Annotated in this window: 15 protein-coding genes, 1 tRNA gene and 1 pseudogene; 9 read left to right on the plus strand and 8 right to left on the minus strand. The window is 40.8% G+C overall.

Annotated features, from left to right (window positions below):
- The first annotated feature begins 163 nt into the window (after positions 1–163).
- The 4 genes from V7K98_RS11840 to V7K98_RS11855 all read left to right on the plus strand — a co-directional run bounded on the left by V7K98_RS11840 (position 164) and on the right by V7K98_RS11855 (position 4,768).
- A complete protein-coding gene (locus tag V7K98_RS11840; RefSeq protein WP_335021918.1) occupies positions 164–1,177 on the plus strand; it encodes a glycosyltransferase family 2 protein in 1,014 nt (337 codons plus the stop codon).
- Between the two features lie 194 nt (positions 1,178–1,371).
- Entirely contained in the window at positions 1,372–2,385 is a 1,014-nt protein-coding gene (locus V7K98_RS11845; RefSeq protein ID WP_335021919.1) for a glycosyltransferase family 2 protein, read from the plus strand.
- Between the two features lie 136 nt (positions 2,386–2,521).
- Positions 2,522–2,680, plus strand: coding sequence for a hypothetical protein (locus V7K98_RS11850; protein WP_335021921.1), 159 nt, complete (start codon positions 2,522–2,524; stop codon positions 2,678–2,680).
- Between the two features lie 534 nt (positions 2,681–3,214).
- Complete coding sequence (locus V7K98_RS11855; RefSeq protein ID WP_335021923.1) at positions 3,215–4,768, plus strand: serine/threonine-protein kinase; 1,554 nt, start codon at positions 3,215–3,217, stop codon at positions 4,766–4,768.
- Between the two features lie 462 nt (positions 4,769–5,230).
- Here the strand turns inward: V7K98_RS11855 and V7K98_RS11860 are convergent, their stop codons facing one another.
- From V7K98_RS11860 to V7K98_RS11885, 6 genes are all read right to left on the minus strand, one after another.
- The gene (locus tag V7K98_RS11860; protein WP_041565841.1) at positions 5,231–5,428 is read right to left on the minus strand and encodes an NblA/ycf18 family protein; all 198 of its coding nucleotides are present in this window, start codon (positions 5,426–5,428) and stop codon (positions 5,231–5,233) included.
- A gap of 650 nt (positions 5,429–6,078) precedes the next feature.
- On the minus strand, positions 6,079–6,804 hold the full coding sequence (locus tag V7K98_RS11865; protein WP_335021925.1) for a Stp1/IreP family PP2C-type Ser/Thr phosphatase: 726 nt from the start codon (positions 6,802–6,804) through the stop codon (positions 6,079–6,081).
- 18 nt (positions 6,805–6,822) lie between these two features.
- On the minus strand, positions 6,823–8,508 hold the full coding sequence (locus tag V7K98_RS11870; RefSeq protein ID WP_335022001.1) for an ABC1 kinase family protein: 1,686 nt from the start codon (positions 8,506–8,508) through the stop codon (positions 6,823–6,825).
- A gap of 144 nt (positions 8,509–8,652) precedes the next feature.
- A complete protein-coding gene (locus V7K98_RS11875; RefSeq protein ID WP_335021927.1) occupies positions 8,653–8,979 on the minus strand; it encodes a DUF6825 family protein in 327 nt (108 codons plus the stop codon).
- A gap of 149 nt (positions 8,980–9,128) precedes the next feature.
- Complete coding sequence (abc-f, locus tag V7K98_RS11880) at positions 9,129–10,751, minus strand: ribosomal protection-like ABC-F family protein (protein WP_335021929.1); 1,623 nt, start codon at positions 10,749–10,751, stop codon at positions 9,129–9,131.
- Between the two features lie 175 nt (positions 10,752–10,926).
- Positions 10,927–11,085, minus strand: a complete 159-nt coding sequence (locus tag V7K98_RS11885) for a hypothetical protein (RefSeq protein ID WP_335021931.1) — start codon at positions 11,083–11,085, stop codon at positions 10,927–10,929.
- A 15-nt stretch (positions 11,086–11,100) separates the two neighbouring features.
- Between V7K98_RS11885 and V7K98_RS11890 the strand changes: the two genes are divergently transcribed.
- Both V7K98_RS11890 and V7K98_RS11895 read left to right on the plus strand, forming a co-directional pair.
- Positions 11,101–11,478 carry a hypothetical protein gene (locus V7K98_RS11890; protein WP_335021933.1) on the plus strand — a complete coding sequence of 126 codons (378 nt, stop codon included), beginning with the start codon at positions 11,101–11,103 and terminating at the stop codon, positions 11,476–11,478.
- An 80-nt stretch (positions 11,479–11,558) separates the two neighbouring features.
- Positions 11,559–11,930: a DUF5615 family PIN-like protein gene (locus tag V7K98_RS11895; RefSeq protein ID WP_335021935.1), complete on the plus strand. Its 372-nt coding sequence runs from the start codon at positions 11,559–11,561 to the stop codon at positions 11,928–11,930.
- Positions 11,931–12,016: 86 nt separating this feature from the next.
- Here the strand turns inward: V7K98_RS11895 and V7K98_RS11900 are convergent.
- Both V7K98_RS11900 and V7K98_RS11905 read right to left on the minus strand, forming a co-directional pair.
- Positions 12,017–12,283, minus strand: a pseudogene (locus V7K98_RS11900) (Uma2 family endonuclease); the annotation flags it as partial.
- 25 nt (positions 12,284–12,308) lie between these two features.
- Complete coding sequence (locus tag V7K98_RS11905) at positions 12,309–15,011, minus strand: CBS domain-containing protein (RefSeq protein ID WP_335022003.1); 2,703 nt, start codon at positions 15,009–15,011, stop codon at positions 12,309–12,311.
- 152 nt (positions 15,012–15,163) lie between these two features.
- Between V7K98_RS11905 and psbZ the strand changes: the two genes are divergently transcribed.
- The 3 genes from psbZ (at position 15,164) to V7K98_RS11920 (ending at position 16,308) form a co-directional block, all read left to right on the plus strand.
- Positions 15,164–15,352, plus strand: a complete 189-nt coding sequence (gene psbZ, locus V7K98_RS11910) for a photosystem II reaction center protein PsbZ (protein ID WP_335021937.1) — start codon at positions 15,164–15,166, stop codon at positions 15,350–15,352.
- 190 nt (positions 15,353–15,542) lie between these two features.
- The gene (gene ribH, locus V7K98_RS11915) at positions 15,543–16,121 is read left to right on the plus strand and encodes a 6,7-dimethyl-8-ribityllumazine synthase (RefSeq protein WP_335021939.1); all 579 of its coding nucleotides are present in this window, start codon (positions 15,543–15,545) and stop codon (positions 16,119–16,121) included.
- A gap of 115 nt (positions 16,122–16,236) precedes the next feature.
- Positions 16,237–16,308: transfer RNA gene (locus V7K98_RS11920), tRNA-Gly, on the plus strand.
- Positions 16,309–16,426: the final 118 nt, after the last annotated feature.

Genomic DNA, 16,426 nt, shown 5'->3' on the forward strand with positions numbered 1-16,426 from the left:
CAGCCTTCAATCAATGCCTCATACCTGAGCTTAACGAGTATCTTTTATTTTCATCGACCTTCTGAGTTATAGTTTTATATGTTCTATAGTATAAAAAAAGTTTTCAAATCATCGTCGGTATCTTAGCATTTGTACGCAACGATGTAATCTGGAGTTCAGTTTTATGAATCCTAAAGTCTCTGTGATTATCCCTGCTTACAATAGTGAAGCCTATATTGCGAAAGCACTACAGTCAGCCTTAGAGCAAACGCTCAATGATATTGAAGTTATCATGGTCGATGATGGTTCAAACGATCAAACTGTAGAAGTCGCTAAAAGTTTTACAGATCAACGTCTAAAAATAATAGTTAATCAAAAAAATCTCGGGGTTTCTGCTGCGCGTAATCGTGCCCTCATAGCAGCCCAAGGAGAATGGATTGCTATTCTTGATTCAGACGACTGGTACGATCCCAAAAGATTAGAAAAGCTTGTATTTCTAGCAGAAAAAAACAATGCAGACATGATTGCTGACGATCTTTATTTAATCAAAGATGGTGAAACATCTCCTTGGAGTACATTGATTCAAGAAAGTGGACAGGATATAGATAAAATTAACCAAATTGATCTTATTTATTTTGTAGAAACTGATGTTTATGGACAAGCAGGATTGCATCTTGGTTTAAGCAAGCCTATATTCAAACGAGAATTTATAGTTAAGCACAGCATTATGTACGATGAAACCATAAACATAGCTGAGGACTATTGGCTTGACATGAAATGCTTAATTAATGGCGCTCGTTTTTTTGTTGTGCCAGAAGCCTATTATTTCTACCGTTCACGCTCCCGATCTCTTGTACACGAAAGCCCATTGTTACGTCTAAATCAATACTTGATTACTACTAATTATTTCATGGAACAAGGAGTTGTGAGAACTAATCCAGCTTTAATGCGTGCTCTGTCTTATAATCTTGAAGTCTATAATAAAAATCTAGCTTACTATCAAATTGTTATCCCTTTAAAGCAAAGAAAATGGCTAACAGCATTAACAGAAATCAGGAAAAATCCTTACTTTTTTGCTGATTTAATTTCCCGATTGAAAAATATTATTCAACGTCGAATTCAATACTATATCATGGGTAATAAATTAGTTTTTGATATTTCTTATAATCTACAGAAAAAACGAGAAGGTCCTAATTAATAGGATCGCTCACAGGTTTCTAAAAAAATATATCTTTACCTATGATAAGGAGCCTTAACTGTAAAAATATAGTCAGATAATAATTAACTGATTTGTAACTATCCCTAACTACAAAATCAAGTTTTCATAATAATTCTATGCGAGGCTATTCTTTTAGCATTTTTACGGAACTATATAGCCTAAAGTTCAGTTTAATGAATCCTAAAGTCTCTGTTATTATCCCTGCTTACAATACCGAAGCGTATATTGCAAAATCAATAAAGTCTGCCTTAGAGCAAACCCTCAAAAATATTGAAGTTATCATCGTTGATGATGGTTCAAGCGATCAGACTTTAGAAGTCGCTAAAAGTTTTGCCGACCAACGTGTCAAAGTAATAGTTAATCAAGAAAACCTGGGGGCTTCTGTTGCTCGTAATCGTGCCCTTAGAGCAGCCCAAGGAGAATGGGTTGCTGTTCTAGATTCAGATGACTGGTATGCTCCTGAAAGACTAGAAAAGCTTGTGTTGCTGGCAGAAAAAACAAATGCAGACATGATTGCCGATGATCTTTATTTAATCAAAGATGGTGCAATATCTCCTTGGAGTACATTGATTCAAGAAAGTGGAGAACGTATAGATGAAATTATCCAAATTGATATCGTTTATTTTGTAGAAACTGATGTTTATGGGCAACCAGGATTGCATTTTGGTTTAAGTAAGCCTCTATTTAAACGAGAATTTTTGCTTAACCACGGCATCAAATATGATGAAGACATCACGATGGGTCAAGATTTTTGGCTCGACATGAAATGCTTAATCAAAGGAGCGCGCTTTTTTATTGAGCCAAAACCCTATTATTTCTATCGCTCACGCCCTGGTTCTCTTGTTTATCAAAGCCCATTGCCACGTCTAAATCAATACTGTAAAGCTACTAATTCTTTCATGCAACAAGATGTTGTGAAAAAAAATCCAGCTTTAATGCAGGCTCTGTATAATAATCTTGCAGCCTATAAGAAAAATCTAGCTTACTTTCAAGTTGTTATCCCTATAAAGCAAAGAAAATGGTTAACAGCATTAACAGAAATAATGAAGAATCCGCACTTTTTTTTTGTTTTTATCTCTCGATTTAACAAAATTATTAAACGTCGAATTCAATACTATATAATTGGCAATAAATCAGTTTTTGATATTTCTTATAATCTACACAAAAAACGAAAGAATTCCAATTAGTAGTGCAACAGTTTGATCAAACAATAAGTAGGTCGGTGTAAATAATTATTGTTTGGATAAGGTAGGTGCAGGAAGCTCTTAGCTGGAGGAAAAAGGCTTGAGCCTTATTTACTTTTCTTAACACAGTTTGGTTTTATTGTGCCAACTTACTTATAGCGATTTTCGTTTAGACACCAATGGGCACTGCCGTGTCCCTACACCTTGTAGTTTGGCATTGTACTATGATGTCCATCCTGAAAGGGCTGCACCTAGCATTTACCATACCCTCTCCACTTTACTGCTTGCGATCGCATAGCTTTATTATCCGGTTATTTGTCACCTTAACAGGGCTACTCTTATCATTCTAGAGTTATCTATTTACTCAAAATTGGGCAAACTAAAATTACACCACAATTAAAGTGCAAGATTATATGAAGCTTGATTATCTACTCTTTCTGCTTGTTTGGTTTGGAATATTACACCAGATGTAATAACCGAGTATGGCTTCAATCCTTTAAAAGAGGGCTAAAAAAAGCTAGTATAGACTGCGTAAATGCACTTACTATCTCAATTAACAAGACTTAGGACAAAATCCTCTTGTTAAAGGTAGGTAAGCTTCGGCCTTTAGTAGCACAGCACCATGTAGATAAAGCAACGATTGGAAATCCTCCAAAAGCCTAGTCTATAAGACTTTTGTCTTCTGAATTCCATTTTTGCCTTGTGGTAACAGGTCTAGAAATTCATTTCTAGGCGCAATAATGCCATATATTCAGTTTGAATGCACTTTTCTCCTAAACACTTACAACTTTCTCCTAAACACTTACAACCTGCTTTTGGATTCAAATTCTCTATGTCAGACCCCAACATTGGTCGCTTACTCAGCAAACGCTACCAACTCCAGGAGTTAATCGGTACTGGAGCAATGGGTCGAGTTTATCGCGCTAAAGATACTTTGTTGGGAGGTGTACCTGTTGCGGTTAAGTTTCTTGCTCTATCAATCCAAAATGAAAAGATGCGATTGCAAGACCGCTTTGAGCGAGAAGCAAAAACTTGTGCTTTGCTAGGACAAAAAAGTATCCACATTGTCAGAGTTATGGACTATGGCGTAGATGATAACGACACCCCGTTCTACGTTATGGAATATCTACAAGGACAAAGCCTAAACAATATTATTCGTCAGCAACGGCTTCCCTTACCAAGATTTCTGAGTATGGCGCGTCAACTCAGCCTGGGATTACAGTGCGCTCATGATGGTATCCCAGTTGATGGCGCAATTTGTCCAATTATCCATCGGGATGTCAAGCCAAGTAATATGCTGGTGATTCAAGATCCCAGTTTCGGAGAATTGGTCAAGGTTCTAGATTTTGGAATTGCTAAGTTGTTGCAGTCAGATGGCGACCATACAAAATTCTATTTGGGGACATTGGCTTATTCTTCTCCCGAACAGATGGAGGGTAAAGAATTAGACAACCGTGCTGATATTTATAGTTTGGGTGTGATGATGTTTGAGATGCTCACAGGCAAAATGCCACTGGTGGCACAAACTCATTCTTTTGGAGCATGGTATAAAACACATCACTATCAAAAACCACGTTCTTTTGCTGAAGTTGCACCTGGGTTAGAACTACCCAAAGAAATCGAAAATTTGGTGATGAGTTGTCTAGCTAAGGTAGCACGCGATCGCCCCCAAAGTATCACTGAAATCCTCAGAGTTCTAGCATCTATGGAAAAGCCTGAGCATACACGCAAAATTAAGCAAGATAGCTATGCCCTAATTCCTACTGCTACCACTAGTTCTGAGCTTGAACAGAAAACTAAAGCCGATTTGCGGGCATCCTTGTCTAACGATGAAATCGTTCGTGCGATTTCCTGGCCCCAAAATAAACCAATTGCCGATATTGTCTTTCCTCAGTCCATTCACACTAATGGGGAGATTTTACCAGCGCTATGGGTGATGCTACCCCAAGAAGAAATTCAGAAGCGCTTACTCTGTACCCGCTATAACCAATTTCTTTTCATCTCTATTCCCCATCCCATGCTGCTATGGATTACTGTCATCTATAACCGCAAACATGGTGCTAAATGGTTGCCTTACTACCTCGATCTCAAAACCAGTCTTGGTCAAGAAATTACCCGGTTACTACAGCAAACAGGTTATTACCGTCTGTTGTTCTTTGCACGAGAAACACCAAATCGCTGTACCCATATATTGCCTTCAAGCGTCGCTTCTGCCCAGCGCCAACGACTGCAAGAGTGGGTCGCAATGAGCAACACATTTATGTCTTCTGCTGACCCGCAAATGAGTAAAAGTTTACTCAAAAGCGAGTACGAAAAAATTAAGCCTCAAATTCTGGCAAAACTGGAAAGCATTGATACGGATTCTCCATACGATCTTTCCAGTTAGGAATAATTTCTTAATGCTACATGTCTTATATGTAACTAAAGGGTGCAAGCTCAAAGAATGTAAACTTTTATAAACAAAATATATATAAAGATGTAAGTTCTAGTTATATGTATAAAGAGTGAAATTACAAGCTAGTCGAATCAAGGCTATCTATATTCTCTCTGAATATTTTTGTGTGGATATTTAAGTCAGTTGTAAATTTACGCAGGTATCATTCTCACACTAAACGAAAGAAACAATAAAGAAGTTTGGTAAACTGAACAGCAATTTTAGCCCGCAAAGTTAAAGTTATGTATATACTTAAGCAGATGTGCTGTCGAAAAGTTTACTAGTTGTGAGTTGAATGCTTGTGTAGCTATTGTGGAATTGGTTATCGAAGTTGACGCCCCGACATCCCCAGCTCTTTTCCTCCTTGGAACCAAGCAAGAGAAGGAGGTCGCCCACTGCGACAGTAGAACGACTCTATGCCATAGTGGAACCGGAATCTAAGCCCCACTGGTGCTTAAGAAGCTCCTGATAAGTTGCCTCACGTACTACCATTTGCTCATAGAGTTTTACCAAAAAGTCTTTGGCTTGATCGTGGCTCATATTTTGTACTTGAGTGGCAAATGAGCAGATGCTGAATTGCTGTTCCAAGGATAGTTTCATTGGTTGGTTCATAGTTAACTCCGAAAAAACAACGTTTAAAGGTGATATCGGTTACAGAAGTCCAAGATGGGATAATAATTGGACTTATACCTATCCAACATTTGTTCCTCCGTATTAAGAAAGATAACAATTGTTTGACAGATTTGCCCACATCCTAAATGTAGGTTTTTTTGATATGATATCTTGCACCTAATCCTACTGATATACTACCCAAGTCAGTCGAGCAGTATTCCAGAAAATAGGCTCTGCTTGAACTAAGGTACATATAACTACCTCTCACCCCTTTCTGCTTTGCACAACTCTCTTTTGAGGAGATGAGCAGATTTGGAACTGACTTCTATAGTTCCCTGTTTGAGAAAAACAAAGATCGTGTCTCCCCAAATATAGAGGAAACTTCGGAAGCTAGGACTTTAAGCAGGTTGGGAATGAATGGTAATAAGCGTGAATTATAATCGCTCTACCTTACCCTGTGCAAGATGTCAATTTATCTATTTTATGCAAATTCAGCCTCATTAGGTCTTTTTAGAGGCTAAAAATATTTGTATCAAATTGTAAAAGTGAAAAATGCTCACACTGAACAAATTACTGAGTATATCTACCAGATTGTCATTTGTCAGTTGTCAGTTGTCATTTGTTTAAGTTACTCATCGACCAATGACTATTTATTCCAGTGAAACGATGACAACTGTGATGTTATCGTGCCCTCCCTGCTCCTTAGCAGCCTCAATTAGAGAGATGGCGGCTTTATCAAGCCAAGGAGCATCTTGGAGGCAGCTAGCAATCTTCTGTTCGACAAGTTCTTCTGTAAGACCATCACTACATAACAGTAAGCGATCGCCAACTTTTACATCTAGTGGTTGCACATCAACCTGATGCAAGTCTTCACGCCCCAAACAGCGCGATAATACATGACGAAAAGGATGCGATCGCGCTTCATCAAAGGTGATGTCACCGATTTTGATTGCTCGTGCAACCCAAGTGTGGTCTTCTGTTACCTGTTCTAATTGGGACTCTCGGAAGCGATACAGCCTGGAATCGCCAACATGAGCGCACCAGGGCGGCTCTGGAGAGCGAAAAATTACTGCTACAACTGTTGTACCCATGTCGGCGCGTTCGGGATGATTTTGCTGATCCTGCAAAATCGCTTCATTAGCACCCCACAAAGCTTGCTCTAGCAATTCTTGAGAAGATTTAGAAGATTCCCAATTTACCACCAAATACGCCTGAATTTCTTCAGTGGCTATGCGACTTGCTTCTTCACCTCCCGCATGGCCACCCATTCCATCGGCGACAAGGAAAAACCGCCCTTCTGGATCGACATGGTAAGCATCCTGATTATTAGAACGAATAAGTCCCGGATCGCTAAAACCCGTGAAATTAAGTTTCATAAATTTTTTTTGCAACAATTAATGCATACGATCGTAACGGTCAAGGCGTAAAATTAGTCTGATCAGGATCGCTGAAATCCCTAGTGCAATTAAACCAGGCAGGAGTGCCCACCATACATGATTTCCAACCACTAAGATCGTAGCTGAAAGTGTGAAACCACTAATTAACAGAGCATAGCTCATTGAGAGCTGAATACTGCTTTGCCGCCGCAATAGCCTTTCAGTTTCTATAGACCGAACGCGGAGGCGCATATCTCCCCGTTCTAGCTTCTCTAGCGTATCCTCTAACCTACGTGGTAGCCCAAAGGCAGTACTACTTACCTGAGCTGCTTGACGACTTAATTCATTAATAAAGGTATTCCCCTCAGAACCATTCATATCGGTCATAAGCTGCATTGCATACGGTTTGGCAACTTCCATAAAGTTAAACTCTGGATCTAAACCTTTGCCTACACCTTCTAGGGTAGAAAAAGCCCGCATCACAAAAGTGAATGTTGCTGGAAATCTAAATGGCTGATTATAAGCTATTTCATAAAGGTCGTCACTGATTGCCGCCACCGACTGATTTTCAAAGGGCTTATCCATGAAATTGTCCAGCATGTACTGGACGGAACGCCGTACTGGGCCCATGTCATCGGTTGGGGCGATCGCGCCTAAATCGATCAGAGATTGCACGACGCGATCGCCATCTTTTTGAGCGATGCCAAACAGTGTTTGCATCAGTCCTTCGCGCACGTTAGATTTAATCCGCCCCATCATGCCGAAATCGTAGAATATTAGAGCGCCACTTGCACTAATGGCAATATTACCTGGATGAGGATCGGCGTGGAAAAAGCCACTATTGAGTAACTGAAGTAAGTAGGCTTGAGCGCCTTGACGAGCGATCAACTTTCGATCCAAACCGGCTGCTTCTAAAGCTTCGTATTGGCTAATTTTAATTCCAGGGAGATATTCTAAAGTCAGCACTCTGGAACTGGCGTAACGCCAGTATACTCTTGGGACATTCACCCAATCGTAGCCGCGAAAATTCCGGCGAAAAGTATCGGCGTTACGACCTTCGTTAAGATAATCAATTTCTTCCCAAAGAATGCGACAACATTCTTCGTAAATACCTAACCAATCTCTTCCCCGTCCCCATTTGGGATGGTTTTGAAAGTAGCGGGTAATTCCCTTGAGAATTTGTAAATCTATTTCAAATAACTTCTTTAATCCAGGACGTTGTACTTTAACAACAACCGATTCTCCACTATGCAGCACAGCTTTGTGTACTTGCCCTAAGCTAGCAGCAGCTAAAGGAATCGGTTCAAAGTTATGGAATAGTTCAGGAATTTTTTTGCCTAATTCTTTCTCAATGGTCGCTTCTACTTGCTCATAGCTAAATGCTGGTACTTTGTCTTGTAATTTGGCTAGTTCTTCTACATATTCACCAGGGAAGATATCAGCACGGGTAGAAAATAGTTGCCCAACTTTAATGAAGGTTGGGCCTAAATCCAGCAGGGTATTGCGAATCCAGACCGCTTGGGTTTTGCGTCTTGCAGCTTGCTTTACCTCAGTCACGCCACCCGGATAACTCCAAGATTTGTTGTATAGCCAAAGTTTGAACAATAAGGTCAAGACAAAAGACCAAATGTCCACAAAACGCCGTCTGCTAGAGTATTTTTCCCGATTCCAACGGTATGCCTTCTCTGAATAACCTTGTTCCATATCCTTTGTGTACCGTTGGTTTGCAACCGAATCACTTGAAAGAAAAGACACTCTGATTCCTAAACTGTTTTTTCTTAAGTGTCATTTGTCATTTATCATTTGTAAATAATTTTTGACCAATGACCAATGACCAATGACTAAAATTTACGCAGAAGTTCGGCGATAATGTTGCAATTCTGTTCGTAGTAGCGCAATTTCTGCTCGTAATTCATCAATATCTGCTTGCAAGTCACCTGAATCAGAAGTGGTTTGTCCATTACCTGTAGTAGCTTGACCAGAATTAGCTGATTCTGCTGACCGATTTGCCCGCTCTAGGACTTCTTCTGTAAACTGGCGTAACTGCTCTCTAGCTTCTGCATCAAATTTGCCCAGATCGCTCAAAGCATCGGTCAAGGCGACTTCTAAACGCTCATTCACTACTTCGGCTACTGCTCTGCCTACGAAAAAGGCTTGTACTAGTGGGTTACTCATAAATTTTTGTTACGTTGATCCGCAAGAGAATTATAACTTGCCTGTATGCTTTACGGCTTCTGTTGGGGAGTTAGAGATTTGGGTTAGCGATATGCCAATTCAATAATTCGCAGAGTTTACAGGCATACAAAGAAGAGTTACACCGGTCTCTAATAACATATATTGTGACATTCCAGCAATTCTCGATAATATTGCTCTGGTGTACTTGGTAAATAAGTCGTCATTTGCAAGGCTTGCTCTTTCAATTTGAAACTTTGGGTAATATTAATCCGGCTAAGGAAATCTAGATCATGAGAAATTACCCAAATAGCTCCTTGGTAATCATTGATACCTACTACCATTTGTTCAACGGTTTCAATATCCAGATTATTAGTTGGCTCATCGAGAATCAGCAGATCGATTTCTGAGATGCTGATCATAGCGATCGCTAATCTTGCCAACTCACCCCCACTCAGCACAGACGCGCTTTTATGAACGTCATCATATTTAAAAAGGAAGTGTCCCAACTGTTGACGCAAAAGCTGATAGCTAAGATTAGGATTGGCAACTTGCATATTTTCCAAAATTGTGCATCGACGATCTACCAATTCGTAGGTTTGATCGAGATATACAGCTTTTATCGCTGGTGCAAGCAAAACCTCACCTGATTCTAAAACTGCTGTTTGGTTTTCCCTTCCCAAAATAGCCTTTACCAGACTCGATTTACCAGAACCGTTTGCGCCGATAATGGAGATGCGATCGCAAGAGGAGACATGCAGTTGAATATTTTGAATCAACAGGCGTTCTGATACCCTAAGATTTGCACCCTGGATATTAATTATATTTCGGCGCTTTTGATTTTTTTCCTCTAGCTGAATACTTGTGACTTTTGTAGTTTTGACCTTCGTCTCTGCAACCTTTTGATTAGCCTTGGCTACTGCAACCTCATGTTTCTTTTTTGCAGTTCCGGTAGACACCTCAGCTTTGGTTTTAATCAGTCCTGCTGCCATTCTATCAATACTACCATTCAGAAACTTGCCGCGACCGTTGCGGCTAGATTGGTCTGCGCGTTGCTGTTCTTGGATAGCCGTGGCTTGGGTACGTTTGAGTTCCTTTCTGGCGACTTCGTGCGATCGCAATGCTGCCTCTAATTCGATTTCTTTCTGTTCTCGATATTGAGAAAAATTTCCTCCATATACTTGTAAACCATCAGGTGTCAGTTCCCAGGTTACATCTGTCGCTTGGTCTAAGAAAAAAGGCTTATGCGAGACAATTACAAAAGCACCTGCAAAATCTTGAAGAAACTGCTTTAAGCTTTCTAACGCTTGCAAATCCATGTGATTTGTTGGCTCATCAAGTAATAGCAAGTTTGGTTCTTGAGCTAAACCGATTGCTAGAAATAGTTTAGTAAGTTCTCCACCACTCAAGTTAGTAATTGGTAGTGACAAGTCAAGGTTTGTGTGAAATTGTGTTTGTAAAATTTCCTCAATATTCCACCATTCATCAGAGATAGAAATCAAAAAATTAAGCACTGTCTCGGCTGTAATCTCTTGTCTGATAGTGCTGATTTGTGGCAAATAATAGACAATACCATTACGCAAAACTGAGCCTGTATTGGGGCTGAGTTGACTTGCAAGTATCTTGAGTATGGTTGATTTTCCTATTCCGTTGCTGCCAACCAAAGCGATGCGATCGCCCACGTCAATATTCAGATGAATTCCTTGAAACAAAGTTCTATCTAAGCTGAGTTTATATGCTAAATTCTCAGCTAACAATATTGATTTTTTCGGCATTATTCTCAAACCTCAATTCGCAAACTTCCACCCGCGTGTTTCCAAAAATCACGGGTAGATTAGACACAAAAAAACTCAGCCGCAGACACTCGTCAAACGGTTCTATATAGATAGGATTAATGACAACATTTTTAGTGCATGACTATGTGAAGTAACCCTGTCAAACTAGTTGCGTTTATTCTTCGTTGACATTTGTTGCTTTGGCACAACAGGTCTTTGGTACTACTTCATTTCTGCTATCTCGTTGGAGTTGTGATGAGGTTTGATATTGACTACAGTGTAGCACTAAGGTATTTCGGAAAGCGAGGATGCGATCGCTCTTTTCTATTTCCACACTCCCCAGTTGGGTGTGGCTGTGGTTGGGTTTGTGGGTGGGGCTGTGGTTGGGTTTGTGGGTGGGGCTGTGGTTGGGTTTGTGGGTGGGGCTGTGGGTATGGCTGTGGGTGGGGCTGTGGGTATGACTGTGGGTATGGCTGTGGGTGTGGTAAGGGATTGGGTTATAAATTTGGCTGAAGACTCATTTACAATTGTACTAATACTACTAACATTAGGATTTGGGGCTAGTGTAGGAACTGGGATAACAGTAGGCTTTCTCAATCCATTAGTTTTGTTAGCACTAACGGTAAGCAGTTTACCCGCACTTTCCATGCTGCTTTATTCTCCCCTGAAAAGAGGTAGGTTAATTGCTAAATATCGTCAGTCTGAAGAATCTTTAATCAAACCGTAATGAAACAGATCCCCGACTTCTTTGAGAAGTCGGGGATCTGATATTGTTTGTGAGAAAGATAAGACCGCACTCTCTTTTTTATGCCTAACTTGAGAATGCGATATCTGATTGATGAAAATGTCAATCCTATATATCCAAATCAAATTAGACTACGAGAACCTGAGATTGCGATCAAAGTGGTAGGAGAATCAGGAACTCCACCAAAAAGTACACTCGATCCAGAAATCCTATGTTGGTGTGAAGATAATAATTTTATATTAGTGACAAATAACCGAACTTCTATGCCAGTACATTTAGCTGACCATATTGCTGTTAATCATCACGTAGCAGGAATTTTTATCCTCAATCCAAATTTAAGTATTGGTGAAAATATAGAAGAACTTATAATAGTTGCTTTGGCATCAGAAGACGATGAATATCAAGACAAAATAGTTTATTTACCCTTACCCTAAAAATAGGCGATTACCTACGGTACGCTACGCGATCGCTACCTACAACTCTGTTAAAATCAACGTATAAATAACTGATGCCGGATTGATTCTATGACCATCACATCTGGATAGGTGTAAATCCGATAACGCTGTATCCACAATTTGACATCACCCATGTATATCTTATAATCTTTACCCCGCATCGTAAATTTAAAATTTGTGCAAAAATTCAGAGCAATTTCGTTGTGATTAGTTGTACCACCAGGCATAGAAGCTATTTCTCCATCTCTATATTCATTTTTGGATTCTGATGTCTCCTCTAGTTGTAAATATTCCTCTGGAGTGTAGTATTTTTTGTGTGTTTGTGTTTCCATAAAAAACATATCTGGGAAATATAAATTACTGGGGATAATGCTTGGCTAAAAACTCTTCAGCCTCAGCCCTATCTTTAATCACTCTATCCAAGGTGGCAGCAACTACATTATCTAATATTTGCCGATACTGTGGCCCTGGTTTGTAACCAAGTTTCTTTAAATCATTGCCATTCAACAGTGGCTGCACATTCGTCCAAACTGTTAAATATTCCCAAATTTGATGTCTAATCTCTCGCCGACTTTGCAAAGCGATTAAAATCAGCATTGGTAAGTCATACTGTCGAAGCAACTGTGCTATTTGACTGGGGCGTTGAAAAGTGGGTGAATATTCTACCACTTGACTATAGCTTTGGGTTAAGTTTTTCAACCTAGCAATGCTATCGTCTTGTAATTGCAGATTTTTTGCTACTTTAACCCGATATTCAGGTGCTAGGTGGGCGATTAATGCTTCTAAACGGATTTGCCAGTGAATGAGAGTTTGTTCAGCATCAAATCGTCGTAAACAACGTTCTAATAAACGTAATTGCCGCAGGAGTGACCCATCTAATTTGAGGGTAGGATGAATACATTGCAATGCCCCTAAGTTATCGAGTAACTGTAAAGCCGATTTCCAATAAGGGGCTTCTAGGATGTGTTTTAATTCTGTTTTTAGTCTAGTTTGCAGGGCTGGAGTTTTGCTATTCTCTTGAGCAGTGCGATCGTAAACGCCACTGTTGATGGCATAGCGAATAAACTCTTCAGTTTGCGGTTCAATTTCAAATCCGAAGCGCACGGCAAAACGCACGCCGCGATAAATACGGGTGGGATCTTCGATAAAGCTGTTGGGGTGTAAAACCCGAATTTGTTTAGCTTGTAAATCGAGTAAACCGCCAAAGAAATCGAGTAATTCGCCTGAGCGGGGAGAGGTGAGCCGCAAAGCGATCGCATTAATGGTAAAATCTCGACGATACAAGTCTTGACGAATGGAACTCGCCTCAACTTCTGGATTCGCCGCCGGGTAAGGATAAAACTCTGTTCTAGCCGTGGCAATATCTACCCAAAGAGAATCTAATTCTGGGTCTTTATGCCACAACAAAGCAGCAGTTTGGAAAGCCCCGTGGATTTCTAAACGAGCCGCAGGGTAAAGTTGTTGGAGTGCTTTTGCTAGTTCCACACCAGCGCCAACATCTGCTGATTTGTGAAAGCCATCAACTACTAGGTCAATATCTTTAATCATCAAGCTACCTGCTGTCTCAGCTAACAGCAAATCCCGCACCGCACCCCCGACAAGATAAAGATGCCAACCTCGTTTTTCGGCTTCTTGCGATGCGATGGTGAGTAATTGCCATAAATGAGGAGCAAGGCTATTTTGTAACTCAGTGCTGAGAGGAATTTTGAATTTTGAATTTTGAATTTTGAATTTTTGCTCTCCTCCGTCTTCATCCCTTTCCTGATGTAATTCGCGCAATACATCAGTACGAGTGACGATACCAACTAACTGCCCATTTTCCAATACTGGTAAGCGTCCAATATCATAAGTCACCATCAGCGATTCAATTTGTGGCAGTGTTGTATCTGGTGTAATCGTTTTCAGATTTCTTGTCATGTAGCCTTTGACTGGCGCATGACTAAATCCATGATGCAAGGCGATATCAATATCCCGGCGCGAAATAATACCTACTAGTTGCCCTTGAGTATCGACTACAGATAAACCAGAGTGCCCATAGCGCAATAAAATGCGCTGTGCCTCAGCAATTGTGGTTTCAGGTAAAATCGTGCGGACAGGAGATGACATCAAATCCCTTGCGGTGAGGGGGTGGGGAATTTGCGCTTTTAGCCCGTCAAGGAGTTGTTTTAATATTGCTTGTGAATCAACTCCTCTTAGATTTAGCGACGCGGCTTGCGAATGACCGCCGCCTTCTAGAAGTTGGAATAATAGGTTAAGATTCGTTTTGGGAATTTGCGATCGCCCAATCACACTTAAGCTTGAATCCCCTTTACCTAGATACTCATTAGCCAACAGTAGGGCATCAATTTCGGTTAATTCCACTAGTTGCGATGCCAGACTCGACAACCCCGGCACAAAAGCATCTGTTTTCAGAGTTACCCAAGCAATCGTATATCCACGCAGACAAAGATATTCTAAATTTTCCAACGCCTCAGTTAATAGTTGCTGCAATTGCAAAGACAAACCAGGATCTCGGTAGGTGGAAATTACCGATAAACTAGCACCTTGTTGCATCAACCAAGCCAAAGCTAAGGCATCCCGTGGGGTGGACTGGGCAAATGTTAAGGAGCCAGTGTCAACGTGAATACCTAAAGCCATTACAGTTGCTTCGGCAGAACTCAGGGAAATTTGCTGTTGTTGCAATTGCTCCACAATTAAAGTTGTGGTGGCTCCTACTGAAGAAATGTGCGATCGCGTGGCGGGAATATCTGACTCTTGTCCTAAGTGATGGTCATAAACTATAATTTCCCCAAGATGGGGTAAATCTAACCACTCAGCAGCTTTACCCAAGCGATCGCGCTGTTGCGTATCCACCACAGTCAGAGAGCGAATTTTTTCAGGATTCACCGAACGGCGTTCAATTAGTGGATATTCATCCCGATGCAATGCCAAAAAATCCCGTACAGGAGGGTGAGAACCACCAGTCAGCACAATCTTGCTTCCCGGTATTAGGCGCGTTAACCCCACTGCTGCCCCTAGTGCATCAAAATCTGCTGTCGTGTGGCAAAGAATTAAATCCATAGTATTAAGAGTCATTAGTCATCGGTACTTAGACAAAGGACAAATGACTAAAATGTTGCAATTTCTGCTAGCTTAAAAATAATAAGAAAGTGTCAGTGTCGCCCTTTAGGATATTCTATCCTTAGTGTTTCGCTGTATTGGGAGAAGCAAAAATGACCATAATATTTCAATTTGCCTTGATAGGTCTAGTCCTATTGTCCTTTGTCCTAGTTGTGGGCGTTCCGGTTGCTTACGCCACTCCCCAAAATTGGAATGAATCTAAAAAACTCCTCTGGGTTGGTTCCGGCGTTTGGATTGCTTTGGTATTTTTAGTTGGTTTGTTAAACTTTTTTGTCGTGTAGGCGACGGCTTCGCTCTGGCGCAGGCACATAATATAAGAACTAGAGGGGCAGAAAAGCCAATGGTCTTTGAGCAAAGGAGAAAAGAAGAAATTTTTTCCTATTTCCTTTTTTATGACCTTGCTTTCCTGCTCCTCTACATTTTAATAAGAAATGTATATTGACCAGAACTATAGTTGATTAAGAGGCAGTCATGGCAGTTTTCGAGGGAACTTTTACCCAAACGGAGCCTTTGCGGTTTGCAGTGGTGATTGGTCGATTCAATGACCTAGTTACCGGAAAGCTGCTAGAGGGATGTCAAGATTGCTTGAAACGTCACGGTGTCGATCCTAACCCCCAAGGTAGTCAGGTAGATTATGTTTGGGTTCCGGGAAGTTTTGAGGTACCTTTAGTAGCTCGACAACTAGCACTTTCCCTTCGTTATGATGCTGTAATTTGTCTAGGTGCAGTCATTCGCGGGCAAACTCCACATTTTGATTATGTATCCGCCGAAGTTTCTAAAGGAATTGCTGCCGCTAGCTTTCAAACTGGAGTGCCAGTAATTTTTGGCATTTTGACAGTAGACACTATGCAGCAAGCCTTAGAACGGGCCGGCATCAAAGGTAATCATGGTTGGGATTATGCCCTAAATGCCCTAGAAATGGCAAGCCTGATGCGGCAACTGCGTTCTAGTCTAGCAGAGCCATATTCTCGTAATAGCCAGTCTTTGCCAGCCTCGTTTCAAAGTGCCAGCATCGGCAATTTAACGGCCGAGTCAGAAGAACTCGGCTAAATGAGTGCTGAGTGATGAGTGCTGAGTTATGAGTTAAAAAACTCGGCACTCAAAACTAAATAAAGGGGTTGACAATAAGGGATAAATCTGAGATATTTGTATATGGCAATTGATTGCGGGTGTGGCTCAGTGGTAGAGCGTCACCTTGCCAAGGTGAATGTCGCGCGTTCGAATCGCGTCACCCGCTTCCAACTAAAACCTCTTGAAGTTAAAATCCTCAAGGGGTTTAGTATTTTTAGGGTGCATTGAAGTCTTTGGCGATTCGCGCTATATTCTTGTGAATCGCTTCGGATTTTTATAATATC

The sequence above is a fragment of the Nostoc sp. genome (assembly GCF_036917435.1).
Classification (GTDB): Bacteria; Cyanobacteriota; Cyanobacteriia; order Cyanobacteriales; family Nostocaceae; genus Nostoc.